We start from the raw sequence: 18802 nt of genomic DNA, 5'->3' as shown, positions 1-18802 counted from the left end.
TCTACAATATAAAACTGAGTGATTTTGTGATCTAGATGTTGTAAATCGCTTTATTTAAGTAATGTCACTATTGGGCTAATAATTGCGTAATAAAATGTACTTTTTATTGTTGAATCGACAATAGTGTAATAATTTCCCTAAGAAGGGACTTAAGTCGCTATTACCCCCTTAAAGACAGTGGTATAAATAAGCCGAAATTTCCCCTACACGCGCATATTAGGATACGTAGTCATGATTTTCTCTCAAGTATTACTCGCACCCGCTGATCCAATTCTTGGTTTAACCGATACCTTTAAAGCTGATCCGCGTCAGGATAAAGTTAATCTTGGTGTTGGCATTTATAAGGATGAGGCAGGACAGACTCCCGTTCTGGCTTCAGTGAAAAAAGCCGAGGCCATTTTACTTGAGCAAGAGAAGACCAAAAACTACTTAGGCATTGAAGGCGTTCAAGCTTATAACCGTGTAGTACAAACATTGTTGTTTGGCGAAGGCAGTGCATTAATTTCTTCTGGCCGTGCTGCCACAGCGCAAGCTCCTGGTGGTACAGGAGCACTGCGTATTGCTGCTGAGTTTTTACTGCGTAATACCGATTCGCACACTATTTGGGTGAGCAATCCAACGTGGGCCAACCATCAAAATATTTTTGAAACGGCGGGTTTAACGGTTAAAGAGTTCGGTTATTACAAAGCAGAAGCCCATGACATCGATTTCGATACCATGATGACTGACTTGTCTCACGCCAATGCGGGTGATGTCGTGCTGCTACACGGTTGCTGCCATAACCCAACGGGTATCGATTTAACGTTGGCGCAATGGGAACTTGTTGCTCAATTGTGTGCTGATAAGAAACTCGTGCCACTGTTTGACTTTGCTTATCAGGGTTTTGGTGCTGGCATTGAAGAAGATGCGGCAGGTCTGCGTTTAGTCGCGTCTAAAGTGTCTGAGTTGCTGGTCGCTAACTCTTTCTCGAAAAACTTTGGTTTATACAACGAGCGTATTGGCGCCGTGACTGTGGTGGCTGAAGATGCTGATGCTGCCGTACGTGCTTTTAGCCAAGTGAAACGTACCATACGCGCCAACTATTCTAATCCGCCAGCCCACGGCGCACTGATCGTCAGCACAATATTAAATGATGCAGCTCTGAAGGCCATGTGGGTGCAGGAAGTCAAAGAGATGCGTGAACGTATCGCCGAAATGCGTACTCTGTTTGTTGATAGCTTAAAGGCTGAGGGCGTGACTCAGGACTTCAGTTTTATTTCTCGCCAAAATGGCATGTTCAGTTTCTCAGGTTTAAACAAAGCCCAAGTGGCACGTTTGAAAGACGAATTTGGTGTCTATATTGTCGGCTCTGGACGCATTAGCGTTGCAGGCATGACTAAGACGAATATGCCTGTTATCTGTAAAGCCATAGCACAAGTGTTGTAATGGTTATTGCAGCCTTATAGACAGACTAAAAGGACATTCCTTTTAGCTTTACAATATAAAGGACAGCACTTGCTGTCCTTTATTATTTCGATTAAATGATTAACAGGTAAGCGCTAGCAGGCAAGCGGTTGTTGAGTGAGATCATTGATCCGCAGCAGGGCGCTTAATGCATCTAATAAGTTCGCTTGATCATGTAGATTGGGATTATGGCGGTTCTTCAACGGAAAATAGTTGATCAGTGGCCCTAAACGCGTTTGTTCCCCATGACGTAGCACTTTGTGAATAATGGGCTTGCCAATCACCTGATGACACCAAGCGATACGTTGCTCAATGCTAAATCGACCCGCGGGTGAGGCCTCTTCGGCCAGGTTATCGATAAAGATCACCTGCGCTTTAGTTGCAGCGAGGCTTTTCGCGAACTTAGGTAACAGCAGCGGCGGCATGATACTGGTTAAGAAACTCCCAGGGCCTAGGATAACTAAATCTGCGTGCCGAACGGCCTCACAGGCTTCAAAGGTGGCATCGACCTGCGGCTCAAGGCAGAGCGCGATAGGAGCCTCATTCATACTGTCGACATTAATCTCCCCAAAGACTTTACTGCCACAGGCTTGCAGGGCCACTAAGTGAGTGGGCTGCTCTGACATGGGAATAAGTTGAGTTTCTATCTTAAGTAAGTTACGGATGAGATTAACTGCTTCTAATGGACGAACGCAGAGTTGATCAAGAGCCAGTAAAATTAAGTTACCTAAATTATGGCCACTGAGTTCAGTGGCACCTTGGAAACGGTATTCGAACAATTGCGAGCCAACGGAAGGACGATTAGCTAAATGGGATAAGCAGTTACGTAAATCCCCCCAAGCAATACAGTCTTGCTCGGCTCTCAGTCGACCAGTAGAACCGCCATTATCAGTGGTGGCGACAATCCCTGTAAGGCGGTTGCCTAAAAAATCGAGCGAGGATAATACTCGGCCTAAACCATGGCCTCCGCCGATGGCGACGACACGTTCAAATTGATTTAACATCAAATGCTGCATCTGGGTTTTTCCTTCCTGAATACCCGAAAATTTAATGTCATAGCCATCCATTGTCGCTATAAGCGGGATGACTCATGAGCCGTTGTGCAATGGTGATAACGCTAAGGAACCTTAGTATAAATACTCAGTCAAATGCTTGCATCTATAAATGACGGCGTAATAGCAAGCTCGACTCGATAATGGTGCCTCAGGCGTAATATTGTACCTGAGTTCGTGATCATGATGATGGGCAAATTTCGTGAAATCTGACAAATAGCTTATAATCCGGCCTTTATTTGCCCAATAAGGGCGTTACACCTAAGGTGAATGATTGAAAACGGGTAGAATCGGTTCGTTTACATTGGCATTAGCCATGGTCATAGTGGCGATTTTTGCATTACGAGTTTGGATCATTCCTCACTCGAATGACTCATCCGCTATTGCGCCCCAATTCGTTAGCGATGTCGATCCTGTTACGCAAGTCCCTGACTTTTCTGCGATCAGCGACATTACCGAAAAGAAGAAAGCTTTTTTTGATTTCCTGCGGCCGATTGTTCAGCAACAGAATGCCATTATCTTGATGGAGCGTGGCTTTATCAATGAGATGCTTGCCTTAGTCGATAATGGTAAGAGTTTATCTGATACCGAATTAGCGCAGATCAATGCGTTATTTGATAAATACCAATATGCGGCGCGTAACGTAGATGCTAAGTCATTAGCAAGCTTACTTAAACGTGTCGATATCGTGCCGGAATCTATGGTGTTAATTCAAGCCGCGAATGAATCGGGTTGGGGGAGTTCACGTTTTGCCAGAGAAGGTTTTAACTTTTTTGGCGAATGGTGTTTTACTTCTGGCTGCGGCATAGTGCCGTCCTCACGTGGTTCGGGTAAAAGTCATGAGGTGAAAGTGTTTTCATCGGTTGATGAATCGGTTTCATCCTATATGCGTAATTTAAATTCTAATACTGCCTATGCGTTATTTCGCTCTATTCGAGCAGATTTACGTTCACAGGAGCTAGAGCCAACAGCGGATCAATTGATTTACGGTTTAGTGAATTATTCTGAAAGACAAGAAGCTTATATTGATGAGCTGCTTGATATGTTACGTCATAATGAAAAATATTTGGTGAATGTCGATGTATAAAAAACTGTTGTTTAGTAGCCTGTTCTTTTTGGCAACTAGCGCTGCTGCAGAAACTGTATCCCTTGAATATAAAGGCTTTTATGATAGATTGAAACAAGTCAATAAAGGCGGTTATCAACTCGTGGAAGTGGCGTTTAGTGTTCCAATGCAAAAGAATTGTTTGATCCAAAGTGGTTCCATTTCCAGTGAAAAAACCTCAACGCCACTGACGTATACTGATGCTCAGCGGTTATTCATTCCCTTAGATGATGATTTAAAAGATCAGCGAGCCTTGGTTAATCTGAATTTCGCTGGCAGCGCTGAGGGATGTGGTATTGCAATGCAAGTTAGAGCAAAACAGACATTAGCCGAGTACGATAAAACGCGCCTACAACAAATCATGACTGAGATGGACACGCTGCTCGGTGCTATGCAAGGCTTCCCGATGCGTTATTTTAGGGAATCCATTACTGGCTTAAACTTTGAATTCTCACCTGAACAAGAAGTCTATGTACGCCTTAATGGCCGTGAAGAAGCGATAAAAGGCAGTTATAAATTAGCCGCTAATGAGCTTGAAAGCATCACCACGCTAAGCTTCAGTGTCCAGCCATTAGTCTTGAGTCCTTGGGTGAAGTAATCATCTTTGTATCTTTGAATAGGCGTCTTGAGATAAGCGATTCAGAAGCGCTGGCTCAAAGATAAACTTATTCTGTAGCCATAAAAATGCCCACATTAAGTGGGCATTTTGTTGTGCTAATTTATCTTGCTTACTTTCGGTTCGTTAACTTCTCTTACTGACTAGGCGCTAAATTCAGTCTAAGTTAGACTTCGTAAGTGTTAACAATATCAATGCGTTTTGCTGCATCCAAATCGATACGACCGCTATTGGCGATATCAAGAAAATCGAATGCAGGTAGATTGGCTTCAGCAACATCACCACGCATAGGCGCATCTGGGTCACGTGTTAGAGACACAAAGTCGAACTGTTCACGGTCAACACCCTGTGATGGTGCGGTGTTTTGCATGGCGGTGAAAATCGTTTCAATGCGGCCTGGGTATTGTTTATCCCATTGATTTAGCATGTCTTTGACTGTGGCGCGCTTTAAGTTTTCCTGTGAGCCACACAAGTTGCATGGAATGATTGGAAATTCTTTTAAGCTGGCATATTCTTCGAGATCTTTCTCGCGACAATAGGCTAGGGGACGTATGACGATATTAGCACCATCATCCGACAGCAGCTTTGGCGGCATTGCTTTCATCTTACCGCCAAAGAACATATTTAAGAACAAGGTCTCGATAATGTCATCCCTGTGATGGCCTAGGGCGATTTTAGTGGCGCCGATACGCTGAGCAAAGCCATAAAGCGTGCCGCGGCGCAGGCGAGAGCACAAGGAGCAGGTGGTTTTACCTTCAGGGATTTTGTCTTTCACTATCGAGTAAGTATCTTTCTCGAGGATGTGATAAGGCACATTGAGCTTATCGAGATAGGCGGGCAATACATGCTCAGGGAAGCCCGGTTGCTTCTGATCTAAATTAACCGCAATGATTTCAAACTGAATGGGCGCACGTTGCTGCAGATTCATCAAAATATCGAGCATGGCGTAGCTGTCTTTACCGCCACTGAGGCAGCACATGATCTTATCGCCATCTTCAATCATATTGTAATCGGCAATCGCGCTGCCCACTTCACGACGAAGCCGCTTCTGTAATTTATTCAGACGGGTAGTTTGTTTTTTTGATAATTCTTCCGGCATAGGATTTACCGTAACTTCAGATATAGCTTCAAGCATAAAAAAGCGCCCAGTAACACAGTTTCAGGGCGCGTATTATTCCAGCTATCTTTGGCGGGGTAAAGAGCCGCGTATTGCTTAGGCTTCTTCTAACGGTGATTTATAACCGTCGGGCTTTATAGCCAATAAATCGCAGTTGATGCTATCGATAACATGTTCAGCGGTATTACCTATCAGTGCTGCTGAAAATCCGGTACGACCAACAGTCCCTAGGATCACCAATTCAGCATCAAGTTTTTCAGCAAGCTCAGGGATCACATCCTCTGGTAAACCTTCTTTTACATGGCAATGACTTGGATTAATATCATAAGCGCTCGCAAGATAACTCACGCGCTGCTCATGCTGCATGCGAATGGTTTCGTTGTATGACTGGGCATCAAAGTCAGGAAGCTCAATGGCTAAGTTAACTGGCGTGCCGGGATAACCATTAACTAAATGTACTTCAGCAGAGAACTTTTTCGCCAAATCTTTTGCATGTTCAATAATTTTACCGTTAAGCATTTGATGATCGGTATCTTCGGTTGCCACATTCACAGCACAGAGGATTTTGCCCGCGGCTGGCCAGTCATGGGCTTTCACCATCAATACTGGCACAGGGGCTTTACGCATTAAATGCCAATCAGTTGGAGTGAAGATCACCGCCTTGAGTTTGTCGTGGGCATGGGTGCCTTTAACAATCAAATCGTATTGCCCTGAAATAGCATGATTAATAATGCTTTCAAAGGGGCGGTTATGCCAAATGACTTGAGTATCGATATTGAGTTGCAGATGAGTATAAGCGGCGAGTAAGTCTTGGATCCAAGCGAGCCGTTGATCTATGACACCTTGACGCATGGCTTCGCGTTCTTGATTCGACAGAATCGAAGTCATTTCGTAAGAGAAGTCGAAGATAGAAAGAAACACAGTGACTTGAGCGTTGCATTTACTGGCCAAGGCGACCGCTCGTGCAAGGGCAACTTGATTCTCAGTGGTAGGGTCAACCACAACCAGTATTTTTTGATAATCCTTCATGTTTGGTTCCTTTAGTCATAGGCTCAATATCATCATGAGCCTTTGGCAGTGAGCTGTATTGTTCTAGATCAAACTCATTTGAAATTGATTAAAACTCGCTTAAAAATCATGCCTTAATCTGCATGACATGTCTAGCAAGCACAGCTTTTACCATTAAACTGTTATGCTATTGGCGACAATTATTTAGGCTTGATCTCTCACGGTTAATGCTTTTGCGATTGACTATCTCGCGATGCGAGAATTACCCGCTAACAGATTTAGCTCTTGCGAGTCGAGGATAGTGATGTACTTACCCTTAACCTCAATCAAGCCTGACTTTTGGAAGCGTCCAAGTAAGCGGCTGATGGTCTCAACGGTTAAACCGAGATAATTGCCAATGTCACCACGGGTCATGGTTAAACGGAATTCTTTAGGTGAGAAACCACGGCTGCCGAAACGATTTGCTAAATTACTGATAAACGCTGCTAGACGTTCTTCGGCATTTTTCTTACTGAGCAGCAGGATCATTTCTTGATCGCTCATGATCTCATTACTCATTAGACGCATGATCTGCTGACGTAACTTAGGCATAGTGCCCGAAAGTTCATCGAGGATATTAAAGGGGATTTCACAAACCATAGAGGTTTCGAGGGCCTGTGCAAAACTCTGGTGCAACTGAGCGTGAATACCATCAAAACCAATCACATCACCCGCGAGATGGAAGCCAGTTATCTGCTCATCACCTTGCTCAGTAATAGTGTAACTTTTGATGGTGCCAGAGCGGATCGCAAACAGGGATTTCAATGCATCACCTGACTTAAAAATTTGCTCGCCTTTCTGGATTGGCTTTTTACGCTCAATAATATCATCGAGCTGATCTAGCTCACTTGCATTGAGGGTAAAAGGAATACAAAGGGTACCCATACTGCAATCGTGACAATGGATTGTGCATCCGCTAGCGGCAGGACGACGATTCTTATTTTGTTCAATTGTCATGTTGATTCTCAAGTTTATCCACTGTAACCATGTTAAACCAATTCACTCACTTGGGCTAGTTTAGCTGCGCGAGTGCGATATATAAAGTTTGACCACCAAAGGCAATTAACAGTAAGCCGCTCAATAGTCTAACGGTTTTCTTTTGTACCCATGCAGCAAGGCGTTTTGCCGCCACGCCAGCACTTAATAGGGCGGGTAAAGTACCCAAGCCAAAGGCTAACATAATCAAGGCGCCTTGGCTGGCAGAGCCAGATGCAACCGACCAAGTTAAGGTGCTATAGACGAGGCCGCAGGGGAGCCAGCCCCAAATGAATCCCGCCATGACTGCTTGGCTCGGATTCTTGATTGGAACAAGACGCTGCGCTAGCGGTTTTAAATATTGCCATAGCCATTGACCTACACGCTCAATTTGCACTATTCCAACCCATATTTTAGCGATGTAAAGCCCTGTTGCAATCATCATCAGTCCAGCAACCATGCGCAGGACAATCAGATAAATATCCAGTTCAAATAAGTGACCAAGACCTGCCGACGATGCGCCCACTAAGCCGCCCGCTAAGGTGTAACTTAAAATACGGCCTAAATTGTAACTCAGTAAATATTTAAGCTGATGGGCCAGCTGGTTACCTATTTTAGGATGAGGGATTTGGGCGGAAAACGCGCCCACTAAACCGCCACACATACCAAAACAATGTGCAGCTCCCATCAAGCCGACGAGAAAGGCACCGGTAACATTGTACTCAATCACAAAGGCATGCCTTTTTGCTGATTTTTTATCGCTTGCTGCGCTGCGATGTCATCATGTTCTGCTGTTGACTGAATGGCGGGGGTGGGTAGATGGCCAGGTTTGTCAGTATTTTCATCAAACAATATAGAAACACTTTGACGGTCAAGATCGTCAAATTGCTCAGATTTCACTGCCCAGAAAAATACCATTACCGCAATGGCGACGAAGATCATGGCAATGGGGATAAGCACATAAATAATTTCCATAATGACCTCTTAGTATCTGGTTAAACATTTTATTATGATCACACTTTTACCCGTAATAATCTCAGGCTATTACCGACCACAATCAAAGAACTCGCCGACATGCCAATCGCGGCAATATAAGGTGCCACATGACCAGTGACAGCTAAAGGCAAGATAAGGGCGTTGTAACCCAGCGCCCACGCTAAATTTTGTTTAATAATTTGCGTGGTCAGTTTAGCGACCGCGACAGCTTGGGTGAAACGGGATAGATGATCGCCCAGTAAAATCAAATCGGCACTGTTTTTGGCAATCGCACTGCCACTGCCCATGGCGACCGACAAATCAGCCCCCGCAAGTACAGGCGCATCATTGATGCCATCGCCAAACATCGCCACGCGAGTATGCTGTTGTAATTTCGTTACTAGGGCAAGTTTACCCGCGGGCGTTAATCCGCTGTGCACATCTTCAATTCCCAGCTCTTTGGCCAGTTGATGCACATGTCCGGAGCTATCGCCGCTGGCGATACTAATGCGGCAACCTTGTTGCTGTAATATCTCAATCGTGGCCTTACTGTCTTGACGAATATTGTCTTGAATTTCAAAGCTGGCCAGCACTTCAAGCTGCTCATTGGCTGAGCGAGCTAACCAAATCTTTTGGGTTGGGTCCTGAGTATCGACACGTGCGCCAGTAAATACAGCATTACCAATTAAATAGTCAGTCCCCTCGATACGGCCTCGAACACCAAAGCCGACTTCATGGTGAACTTGCTCCGCGACCAAGGTATTATCGGCAAATAGGGCAAATGCAGCCGCAATCGGATGGCGAGAGCCCGTTTCCAGCGCTGCTGCAATGGCTAAGGCCTGCGTCTTTGTTAAATCGGCAATGCACTGCGTTTGCCCGATAGAGAGCGTACCACAGGTAAGGGTGCCAGTTTTATCAAAGACCACATGTTTAATCTGCGGCAGTTTTTCAAAGACACCTGCCTTGCGAGTAATGATCCCAAGACGGGTAAAAATGGCGGTTGCACAGGTGACGGCGGTCGGTGTCGCTAGCGCTAAGGCACAAGGACAAGTTGCGACCAGAACCGATAGCGTTACCCAAAAGGCATCCTCTGGGGAAATCTGTTGCCAAACCAAATAGGTCATCGTCGCGATTGTTAGAATCGTACCCGAGAAATAGCGGGATAATTTATCGGCTAATAGGGCTATCGCAGGTTTTGTATTGGATGCCAGCTCCTGCAGTCGAATAATTTCCGCCACGAGTTGGTCTTGCCCTAACGCTGTAACTTTAACTTTTATCGGTTGATCGACGTTGATAGTGCCAGCGTACACTTGCTGATCTTGCTGCTTTTCAATGGGCATTTGCTCACCAGTGAGCATAGCTTCATTGATGTTTGTGTGGCCTTCAATCACCACACCATCGGCCGCAACCATTTCCCCTGGTTTTACAAGGATCACATCATTGAGGCGTAACTTTTTGGCCGGAATTTCTTCTTGACCATTTTCGGTGACTAAGTGTGCAGTGAGCGGCACCAATTTATGTAAATTACTGGAGCTGACCGAGGCCTTTTGTCTTGCCTTTTGCTCGAAGTAACGGCCGAGTAACAAAAAGAATGTAAACATGGATACGGATTCAAAATACACTTCGCCTGTGCCATTCACTGTGGCAAAACAGCTTGCGGTATAGGCACCACCAATGGCAATCGAAACAGACACATCCATATTGAGTTTGCCGCTGAGCAGGGTACGAATGGCGCTAAAATAGAAGGGTTGCGCTGAATAAAGCACCACAGGAGTGGCAAAAATCATGCTAACCCAGCGGAAATAGTCCCGATACTGCACGTCTAAATCGGTGAAGTAGCCAGTATAAAGGGCGAGGGCGAACATCATAACTTGCATAGTCGCAAAGCCAGCTAAGCCTAAACGCAGTAAAAATTTGCGACTATTGAGTTTATTGTTGAGCTCTTGTTCGTCAACTTGGTAGGGTGCGGCTTGATAGCCGATACGACTAATTTGTCCGAGAATATCGCTAAGTTTTACCTTGCGTTTATCCCAACTGATCATAGCGCGTTGGGTGGTTGAGTTGACTAGCACTTGGCTCACGCCCGCGAGTTGTTTGACTTTGTGTTCAATTAACCAAGCACAGGCGGCACAGGTGATACCATCGATGGAGAGTGATACTGATTCGACATTGTCCTCAGAATGCACAAAGTCTTGCTGCACTTCGGGCAAGTCATAGGCGCTAAATTGCGTTAATGCTTCGGGGACCAGGGCATTCTGTTTACTGCCAGGCTCAGTGCGGAACTTGTAATAACTGAGTAATCCCGCATCGACAATCGCTTGAGAAACCGCCTGACAGCCAGGGCAACACATAAGTTCATCACGGTCATTAATGCGAGTCACAAACTGCTGGCCCGTCAGAACGGGCTCTTGGCAGTGAAAACAACTTGGATACGTCATAGCGCTACTTATTTAACCACAATCAATTCAGCCAAAGTTGGACGTGATCTTTTAATTCAACGCGTTGGTGAATTCGCCATTTACCGTCGTAACTTTCGAGGCGTACTTCCCAAGGGCCGGTTAGGGTAGTAGGGATGGTAATGCGATACACATTGCTGGCATCGGCCGTCGCAGTGAGTTTCATATCTCTGTCGGCAATGGTTGGATGATAGAACTCGACTTTCAAGGCGGCTTGATATGCTGGTCCCCCTTGCTGCGTCAGTAAAATCTCATTATTGGCTTGATCGAGTGAAAAGTTCATGCCTATTTGTTTGGCATACTTCACTTTACTTAAGTCCATATTAATGGCTTTGCCATCTTTGTAGTAATCCTCGGCGACTAAAGAGTCCGAGTTCGTAAGGGCAATTTTTAGTGTGGTAAAACTTGCGACGACGGCACATAAAGGAAGAATAATTAAAAACCAAGGCCAGAACTGCTTATACCAGGCTTGTTGTTCGCTCATGTCAGATACCCATTCAAAAAATTTGCGCCATTTTACCGTTAAAAGACGGTTTTAGCACTTTAAAAAAAAGGCCTCGAAGTCTTCGAGGCCTTAGTGTTACTTATACCTAATTACTTGTTTGACAAGCTATAAACATAAGCTGTAATGACGTGAACTTTCTCTTCACCGAGAACGTCTTTCCACGCTGGCATCACACCTGCGCGACCATGTTTAATGGTCTCTTCGATCATGCCACGGCTACCGCCATATAACCAAACATCGTCAGTTAAGTTAGGAGCACCCATAAACTTGTTGCCTTTAGCGTCCATACCATGACACGCAAAACAACCTTTCATGAATGAGCCTTGACCTTGGGCAGCGAGTTTCTCGTCATGCTCACGACCAGACAATTTAACAACGTATTCAGCTAAACCAGCAATCTCGCTATCTTCGATTGGCAAACCACCTTTGGGTGGCATCATGCCATGACGACCTGCCATGATAGTGGTCTTAATCGTGGCTAATTCACCACCATATAACCAGTCACCATCGGTAAGATTAGGGAAGCCTTTGCTACCACGTGCATCAGAACCATGGCACTGAGCACAGTTTTGTAGGAACAAACGGCCACCCACTTTCAACGCTTCTTGGTTTTTCACTAATTCTTCTAGTGGTGTTGCCAAGTAAGCTGCGAAGATTGGGCCATATTTTTCATCAGCATGTTTTACTTCTTGATCATACTGAACATAAAGACCTTCTTTTGCTGCTAGCTCAATCGCTGCGGCAGAATCGGCTTTAATGCCATGCTCTGTGCCGATACTCTGGTTAGAACTGGTCCAGCCTAATAGGCCTTTATAGTTACCTAAACCAGGAAATAGGGCCAAATAGATCAAGCCAAACACGATAGTGATATAGAACATATAACTCCACCATTTTGGCAGTGGGTTATTGAGTTCTTCAATACCGTCGAAACTGTGACCCATGGATTCGCCTTCTTTTACGTCAGTGGTGTTCTTAGAACACACACGCAGTAATAGAAAACAACCCGCGATCACGACTAACGAGAGTACAGTAATCCAAACACTCCAGAAGCTACTCATCACTTATTCTCTCCTGAGTCCTTCGATACCTTGTTGATTTCCTCATCGGAAAACACAAGGTTAGCTGCTTCATCAAATGATTTTTGACGACGCGAGCTATATGCCCAAGCAAATATACCGACGAAGGTCAGCATCACAATGATGGTTAAAATGCCTTGTAATGTGCCGTAATCCATATATTGCCTCCTTATTTGAGTGCGTGACCCAAAGACTGAAGATATGCAATCAAGGCGTCCATTTCTGTCTTACCTGCAACAGCTTGCTGTGCGCCTGCGATTTCTTCATCGGTATAAAGATCATTACCTTTGTAACCGCCTTTATGCAGGTTACGTAGGATAGTCATCTTGTCACCCGTTAGTTTGCCGTCTAACTTGTTTTCGGCTAACCATGGGAACCCTGGCATATTCGATTGAGGAACTACAGCACGAGGATCGATTAAGTGAACTTCATGCCATTTATCGCTATAACGACCGCCAACACGTGCAAGATCAGGACCCGTACGCTTAGAACCCCATTGGAATGGATGATCCCAAACTGATTCGCCCGCGACAGAGTAATGACCATAACGTTCAGTTTCTGCACGTAAAGGACGGATCATCTGGCTGTGACAGTTATAACAACCTTCACGAACATAAATGTCACGACCTTCAATTTGCAGGGCAGTGTATGGCTTTAAACCTTCAACTGGCTCAGTCGTATCTTTTTGAAAAATCAACGGTGTGATTTCAACGAGACTACCGAAGCTGATAGCGATAACGGTAAAAATCGCTAACAAACCGATGTTTTTTTCAACTATCTCATGATTAAATTTCATCGAGTTTGCTCCTTTAAGCCGCTGTTGGTTCTGCCAATGCTGGCAATGAATCTTTAGAGGCTTTCACAGTACGGATCACGTTATATGCCATGATCAGCATACCGGTCAGGAAGAAACAACCGCCAAGGAAACGTACAAAGTAGAAAGGATAAGAAGCTTCCAGACTTTCAACAAAGCTATAAGTCAAAGTACCGTCAGCATTCACTGCGCGCCACATCAGACCTTGCATTACACCTGAAATCCACATAGAGACGATGTAAAGCACAGTACCAATAGTCGCTAACCAGAAATGGACGTTAATTAACTTGATGCTGTACATACGGCCGTGACCGAACAATACAGGGATCAAGTGATACAGAGAACCGATTGACACCATTGCAACCCAGCCTAGCGCGCCGGAGTGAACGTGACCGATAGTCCAGTCTGTATAGTGTGATAGTGCGTTAACTGTCTTAATTGCCATCATAGGGCCTTCGAAGGTAGACATACCGTAGAAAGACAGAGAAACAACTAAGAAACGTAACACAGGGTCAGTACGCAGTTTATGCCAGGCACCAGACAAGGTCATGATACCGTTAATCATACCGCCCCAAGAAGGTGCGAATAGGATAAGTGACATCACCATACCTAAAGACTGAGTCCAGTCAGGTAAAGCTGTGTAATGTAAGTGGTGAGGACCAGCCCAGATATACAGTGCGATCAGTGCCCAAAAGTGGACAATAGAAAGACGGTAAGAGTACACAGGACGACCTGCTTGCTTAGGTACGAAGTAATACATCATCCCCAAGAAGCCTGCGGTTAATAAGAAACCTACAGCGTTGTGACCATACCACCACTGCACCATAGCATCGACAGCGCCGCTATACAGAGAGTATGACTTGAACAGACTGACTGGTACTGCCATAGAGTTAACTATGTGTAGTACGGCAACGGTAATAATAAAGGCACCAAAGAACCAGTTCGCCACATAAATATGCGAAGTTGTTCGTTTGATAATAGTACCGAAGAACACGATAGCGTAGGACACCCAAACGATAGTAATTGCGATATCGATAGGCCATTCTAATTCAGCGTATTCTTTTCCTTGGGTGAAACCCATTGGTAAAGAGATAGCTGCTGACAGAATGATGGCTTGCCATCCCCAAAACGTAAATGCGGCTAACTTAGGTGCAAATAGTCGGGTTTGACAGGTGCGTTGTACGACATAATAGGATGTTGCAAAAAGGGCTGATGTACCGAACGCGAAGATCACCGCATTGGTGTGTAATGGTCGCAAGCGACTATACGTTAACCAAGGAGTGTCAAAGTTCAGCTGAGGCCAGATTAACTGAGCCGCAATTAATACGCCGACTGACATACCAACAATACCCCACAAAACTGTGGTTAAGGCAAATTGGCGGACAATGGCGTAATTGTAATCAGCGCCTGTTGGCTGGGAATGGTTCATCATAATGCTTCCACTGCTTATTACTTTTACTTTTAGTAAAGACAAGCTTTACCTGTTATAAATGACATAAAACTCAGCCTCCCTATTAAGGTTGCTGAGCGATGTCAATGCGTTACCCTGCATATTTTTGCTCAAATATGAGGTTTCGCAATGATACTTGAGCCATATCAAAAAAGATACCAAAGAAGGGGTGTGGAAAGTTGATCTAGATCAACCTACGCCATAGAATGTTAACATATTGCATCATAAGGTTAATCTTTGTGCTAACTCGTCTGAGTCCCTATTTATTTATCGCATTATTTAGCTTCAATCTCACAGCTTGTAAGGAAGATGCAAAGCAAGTCACACTTAAAAGCAGTCTTGATCCTTCACTTTGCCAATTTTCTAAGGGGGATTGTGTTAAAAAAGTTGGGGATGTTGAGCTCACTTTTCGCTTGTCACCAGGGAGTGCACCAAGCGAAAAGCCATTGACATTACAGTTGTTATCTTCCATGCCAATTTCTAATGTGCAAATCCGCTTAGAAGGAAGAGACATGTTTATGGGCGTTATTCCTGTAAATGTGAAGCAAACTGACGAAATGACTTATATCGGTCAGTTAGTCTACGGTTCTTGTAGTAGTGGCTACATGGTTTGGCGTGGCTTTGTGAGTTTTAGCGTTAATGGTGAAACTAAAACGGCTGTTTTTGATTTTCTCGCAGATGATAATGGTTAGATATATCTTTGAAAGTGCCTGATATGGATTTCTAAACATCAAGACAATCAACTATACAGATTAGTGATCCTTCCAGTTTTCTTTTACTTTGACAAAAATGTCTACATTTTCAATAAAGAGCTGTAATAAGTGAGGATCAAAGTGTGTTGCCGCCCCTTTACGCATTTCAGCTAAGACCTCTTCTAAAGGCCAAGCTGCTTTATAGCAGCGGGCATGGGAAAGGGCATCAAACACATCTGCGATTGCCACAATCCGCGAGAAAATGTGAATTTCGTCTTGTTTTAGATTTGCAGGATAACCAGAACCATCATATTTTTCATGATGTTGTAGTGCAATAATTGATGCGGCCTTTAGTATTGGTCGCTCAGAATTTGCAAGAATTTGATGGCCAATCATAGGGTGCTGACGCATAACTTTCCATTCTTCGTCATCTAATTTGCCGGGTTTAAGTAGGACAGCATCGGGGATCGCAATTTTGCCTATGTCATGCATTGGTGAGGCACGGCGCAGTAAATCGGCTTCGTATTCACTTAAACCGGCGAGTAATGCTAATTGAGAACAATACTCCGCCATACGTTTCACATGATTGGCAGCTTCTTTCGAGCGGCTTTCAACAACATCACCTAAACGTAAAATAAGCTCTGATTGTGTATCTTCCACCTCCTGATTGAGCAGCAAATTTTCAAAGGCTATGCCCACGTTGATGGCAAAAATATCAATGAGTTTCTTATCAAGATCATCAATTCTATCAATACCATCCATATAAAGTAGATTGATTAAACCGCCTTTGGTGGGAAAGTAACCGATAAAACAATTGTCTTCATAAAGGCACCGCTGTTGGGTGAGCGCACTGCGCAGTAGACGATCAATATGTTCAGGTAGTTGCGTAATGTGGGATTTATTCGCAAATTGGCCAGTACCAGCAAGGATTTCTATATTGACAGGTTCAACATGACCACTAATCGCATCAATTGCATTACAAGTCAGCAGTAGCGTTTCTGAATCGAGATTAAGTAGAGTGGCCACTTGAGTCAGTAGCCCATCGGCGAATTTATGCAGGGTGCGCAGTTCAAATAATCCTGAGGTGGCTTCTAGTACTCTTTCTAAGCCCTTACGGTGATTTATTTGGGTGCGCCTTGCTTGCTCGATTTCCATGATATCGCGATAAGAGCGAAGGGCTGAGTAGACGCTGGTCATCAGCTTACGGGAATCGAGTTCAGCTTTTGCTTTGTAATCATTAATATCGTAATTGACGATAACGTCTTCTTCTGGTGCTTGCCCTGGCTGGCCTGTACGTAAGATCAATCGAGTGGTTTTATTCAGTAATTCTTCACGGATCCACTTTACTAGTTCTAACCCTGCATGGTCACTTTCCATGACAACATCAATAAAGGCAATGGCGATGTCATGTTCTTGATTGAGTAATTCTTTTGCTTGTTCGGCACTATAAGCATTGATAAAGGTGAGGGCACGGCCATCAAGTTTAAAGCGGGAGAGGGCAAGCTTAGTGACGGTATGAACATCAGGTTCATCATCGACCACTAATACCTTCCAAGGAATACCAGACTCTGTTGTCTCGGTAGACTTTTTACCGGAAAAAAGAGGGTTTTTCTTTGCAAGATCAATCAGCATCCGATACCTCATTCAAGTAAAAATAATGATCACATAATCAGTGTAGTAGACACATTTCAAAGCGGTGCAAAATCTTGCATAAAATAGCGAGGTGAGTGGCAATCCTTAAACTACATTGTTGATAACGATTCTCATTTGTGTATTCTATTACTATCAAACAATGATAGGGAGGGAAAGGGCATGACTAATCGAATTAACTTATCAATTTCAGCGCATAAATTGGCACAGCTGATATATGATGGACACATCTGCGCATCTGACTTCACGTGCTTAGATAGCCAATCGAAACAGCAAGTGTGGCAGCTATGCTTGATCTGTTGCAAAAAGCGTATTACTTGTCAGCAATGTTCATTTTCAAGTTGCACTAAAAATCTGACATATCTTGATGCCGATAAATAACATTATCGGCATTTGCGTTTAAGTATTATCATATCAGAAACCCTTATAATTCAGATGTAATATGCAACTTCCTCCAGTAATCCCGTTATTTGACTCATTTGAATTCATACAAGTTGGCAATAGTATTGTTAACCAATATATCACCCAAATTAGCATGAAAAAGGTGGTTGATGCGGGCTTAGTCATCGAGCATGCCAGTGATTGGCTATTTGAGCAAAAGCATAACGAAAACAACTATAAAGCTTATCGCAGTGAACTCACTACGTTTCTGCATTGGTGTTTTGATGTAGTTTCAATGTCTCCCATTCAAGTTACGCGCAAAGACATGAGCCGTTACGTTGATTATTGCCAAGCACCGCCGATTGCACTGATCGGTTATTTTAATGTGCCACAGTTTAAGTACGATAAACTGCATGATGAACGGGTTCCAAACTCGCAATGGCGACCATTTGTCGGCAAAAAACAACTCGGGCAAATCCAGCCTTATGTGTTAAGCGATAATGCGTTAAAAACAAAAATGGCCATTTTGTCTTCGTTTTATTCGTACCTGACAAGTGAAGAATATTGTGAGCGGAATCCTGCACAAATCTGGCTTAATCACAGTCGATTTGCAGCAAACAGGCAATATCAGCGTCAAAGTCATGAAGATGAAAATAGTCTCGCATTCACTGAATTACAGTGGTCATATATTATGGCGACCGTTACTGGACTAGCAGAAGAATTTCCTGAGTTACATCAAAGAAGTTTATTCCTCATTACATTGATTTATTGCTGTTATTTACGCATTTCAGATGTGTCTGCACGTGCGGGTTATTCGCCGGTGATGAACCAGTTTAAACGTAATCAGCAAACGGGCATCTGGAGTTTTCATATTCCGTTGAGTAAAGGTGGTAAAAGACGCAGTGTTGCGATTTCAAAAGCCTTGCTCGATGCATTAGTCAAATATCGTCAGTTTTTAGGATTAACGGATTATCCAGGACCAAACGAAAATCATCCTTTGTTTGTACGGCATAAAGCTGCTGGACGCGGCCGAGATGTTGGTATCCTCAATGCCAATCTAGGCATTCGTCATGTTCGCGACGAAATTCAAAAAATAATTAATCTGGCTGCAGAACGTATAGAAATCGATGGCTTTACACAAGATGCGGCGCAGATGCGCAAACTTACTGCCCATAATATTCGTCACACCGGTATTACGCACGATATCAATATCAACCGCAGACCGTTATCTCATGTACAAGCCGATGCTGGCCACGAAAGTATCGACACTACATCGCAATATTTGCACACAAGCCAAATTGAACGTCATGAAAGTGCATTCAACAAACCAATCGACCATTTGAAAGGTATAGAGTGATTAGATATAAAAAGTGCGCACAATGTATATTATCTAGTCTGACAGGTGCATAGGAACGGCTATACAAGGCTTTCCTATATCGATGTTGTAT

General features: G+C 44.0%; 19 protein-coding genes. 6 read left to right on the top strand and 13 right to left on the bottom strand.

Annotated features, from left to right (window positions below):
* Positions 1 to 231 precede the first annotated feature (231 nt).
* Positions 232 to 1425: an amino acid aminotransferase gene (locus GWI56_RS15935; RefSeq protein ID WP_198573461.1), complete on the top strand. Its 1194-nt coding sequence runs from the start codon at positions 232 to 234 to the stop codon at positions 1423 to 1425.
* 113 nt (positions 1426 to 1538) lie between these two features.
* On the opposite strand, the gene GWI56_RS15930 is transcribed toward GWI56_RS15935, so the two are convergent.
* Complete coding sequence (locus GWI56_RS15930; RefSeq protein WP_105253119.1) at positions 1539 to 2459, bottom strand: YvcK family protein; 921 nt, start codon at positions 2457 to 2459, stop codon at positions 1539 to 1541.
* 310 nt (positions 2460 to 2769) lie between these two features.
* On the opposite strand from GWI56_RS15930, the gene GWI56_RS15925 reads away from it, so the two are divergent.
* Together GWI56_RS15925 and GWI56_RS15920 are read left to right on the top strand one after the other, a co-directional pair.
* Positions 2770 to 3582 carry a glucosaminidase domain-containing protein gene (locus GWI56_RS15925; protein ID WP_028759975.1) on the top strand — a complete coding sequence of 271 codons (813 nt, stop codon included), beginning with the start codon at positions 2770 to 2772 and terminating at the stop codon, positions 3580 to 3582.
* Entirely contained in the window at positions 3575 to 4198 is a 624-nt protein-coding gene (locus tag GWI56_RS15920; RefSeq protein WP_198573460.1) for a DUF2987 domain-containing protein, read from the top strand. The genes GWI56_RS15925 and GWI56_RS15920 overlap by 8 nt, the downstream gene beginning before the upstream one ends.
* Positions 4199 to 4382: 184 nt before the next feature.
* Here GWI56_RS15920 and ttcA read toward each other — a convergent pair whose 3' ends face one another.
* The 11 genes from ttcA to ccoN all read right to left on the bottom strand — a co-directional run bounded on the left by ttcA (position 4383) and on the right by ccoN (position 14613).
* On the bottom strand, positions 4383 to 5351 hold the full coding sequence (ttcA, locus tag GWI56_RS15915; protein WP_198573459.1) for a tRNA 2-thiocytidine(32) synthetase TtcA: 969 nt from the start codon (positions 5349 to 5351) through the stop codon (positions 4383 to 4385).
* Between the two features lie 78 nt (positions 5352 to 5429).
* Positions 5430 to 6362: a universal stress protein UspE gene (uspE, locus tag GWI56_RS15910; RefSeq protein ID WP_028759972.1), complete on the bottom strand. Its 933-nt coding sequence runs from the start codon at positions 6360 to 6362 to the stop codon at positions 5430 to 5432.
* 222 nt (positions 6363 to 6584) lie between these two features.
* A complete protein-coding gene (gene etrA / locus GWI56_RS15905) occupies positions 6585 to 7337 on the bottom strand; it encodes an electron transport transcriptional regulator EtrA (protein ID WP_006081599.1) in 753 nt (250 codons plus the stop codon).
* A 55-nt stretch (positions 7338 to 7392) separates the two neighbouring features.
* Positions 7393 to 8085, bottom strand: coding sequence for a sulfite exporter TauE/SafE family protein (locus tag GWI56_RS15900; RefSeq protein WP_198573458.1), 693 nt, complete (start codon positions 8083 to 8085; stop codon positions 7393 to 7395).
* Positions 8082 to 8330, bottom strand: a complete 249-nt coding sequence (ccoS, locus tag GWI56_RS15895) for a cbb3-type cytochrome oxidase assembly protein CcoS (protein ID WP_173244909.1) — start codon at positions 8328 to 8330, stop codon at positions 8082 to 8084. The genes GWI56_RS15900 and ccoS overlap by 4 nt, the downstream gene beginning before the upstream one ends.
* Before the next feature lie 38 nt (positions 8331 to 8368).
* Positions 8369 to 10768: a heavy metal translocating P-type ATPase metal-binding domain-containing protein gene (locus tag GWI56_RS15890; RefSeq protein WP_198573457.1), complete on the bottom strand. Its 2400-nt coding sequence runs from the start codon at positions 10766 to 10768 to the stop codon at positions 8369 to 8371.
* A gap of 22 nt (positions 10769 to 10790) precedes the next feature.
* Complete coding sequence (locus GWI56_RS15885) at positions 10791 to 11270, bottom strand: FixH family protein (protein ID WP_113940485.1); 480 nt, start codon at positions 11268 to 11270, stop codon at positions 10791 to 10793.
* A gap of 110 nt (positions 11271 to 11380) precedes the next feature.
* Complete coding sequence (gene ccoP, locus GWI56_RS15880; RefSeq protein WP_028759967.1) at positions 11381 to 12349, bottom strand: cytochrome-c oxidase, cbb3-type subunit III; 969 nt, start codon at positions 12347 to 12349, stop codon at positions 11381 to 11383.
* Positions 12349 to 12525 carry a cbb3-type cytochrome c oxidase subunit 3 gene (locus GWI56_RS15875; RefSeq protein WP_198573456.1) on the bottom strand — a complete coding sequence of 59 codons (177 nt, stop codon included), beginning with the start codon at positions 12523 to 12525 and terminating at the stop codon, positions 12349 to 12351. The genes ccoP and GWI56_RS15875 overlap by 1 nt, the downstream gene beginning before the upstream one ends.
* Positions 12526 to 12536: 11 nt before the next feature.
* Positions 12537 to 13163: a cytochrome-c oxidase, cbb3-type subunit II gene (ccoO, locus tag GWI56_RS15870; protein ID WP_028759965.1), complete on the bottom strand. Its 627-nt coding sequence runs from the start codon at positions 13161 to 13163 to the stop codon at positions 12537 to 12539.
* Between the two features lie 13 nt (positions 13164 to 13176).
* On the bottom strand, positions 13177 to 14613 hold the full coding sequence (ccoN, locus tag GWI56_RS15865; protein ID WP_028759964.1) for a cytochrome-c oxidase, cbb3-type subunit I: 1437 nt from the start codon (positions 14611 to 14613) through the stop codon (positions 13177 to 13179).
* A 257-nt stretch (positions 14614 to 14870) separates the two neighbouring features.
* Between ccoN and GWI56_RS15860 the strand changes: the two genes are divergently transcribed.
* Complete coding sequence (locus tag GWI56_RS15860; RefSeq protein WP_113940483.1) at positions 14871 to 15323, top strand: hypothetical protein; 453 nt, start codon at positions 14871 to 14873, stop codon at positions 15321 to 15323.
* Positions 15324 to 15383: 60 nt separating this feature from the next.
* Here the strand turns inward: GWI56_RS15860 and GWI56_RS15855 are convergent, their stop codons facing one another.
* A complete protein-coding gene (locus GWI56_RS15855; RefSeq protein ID WP_198573455.1) occupies positions 15384 to 16955 on the bottom strand; it encodes a DUF3369 domain-containing protein in 1572 nt (523 codons plus the stop codon).
* A gap of 180 nt (positions 16956 to 17135) precedes the next feature.
* Between GWI56_RS15855 and GWI56_RS21755 the strand changes: the two genes are divergently transcribed.
* Positions 17136 to 17354, top strand: a complete 219-nt coding sequence (locus GWI56_RS21755) for a hypothetical protein (RefSeq protein WP_242068422.1) — start codon at positions 17136 to 17138, stop codon at positions 17352 to 17354.
* Between the two features lie 61 nt (positions 17355 to 17415).
* Positions 17416 to 18711 (top strand): site-specific integrase, encoded by a 1296-nt coding sequence (locus GWI56_RS15850; RefSeq protein WP_198573454.1) that lies wholly within the window; start codon positions 17416 to 17418, stop codon positions 18709 to 18711.
* Positions 18712 to 18802 lie beyond the last annotated feature (91 nt).

It is taken from the genome of Shewanella sp. DW31 (genome assembly GCF_015767295.1).
GTDB classification, from domain to species: Bacteria; Pseudomonadota; Gammaproteobacteria; order Enterobacterales; family Shewanellaceae; genus Shewanella; species Shewanella oncorhynchi.
This window is presented reverse-complemented; position numbering and strand designations above follow the sequence as displayed.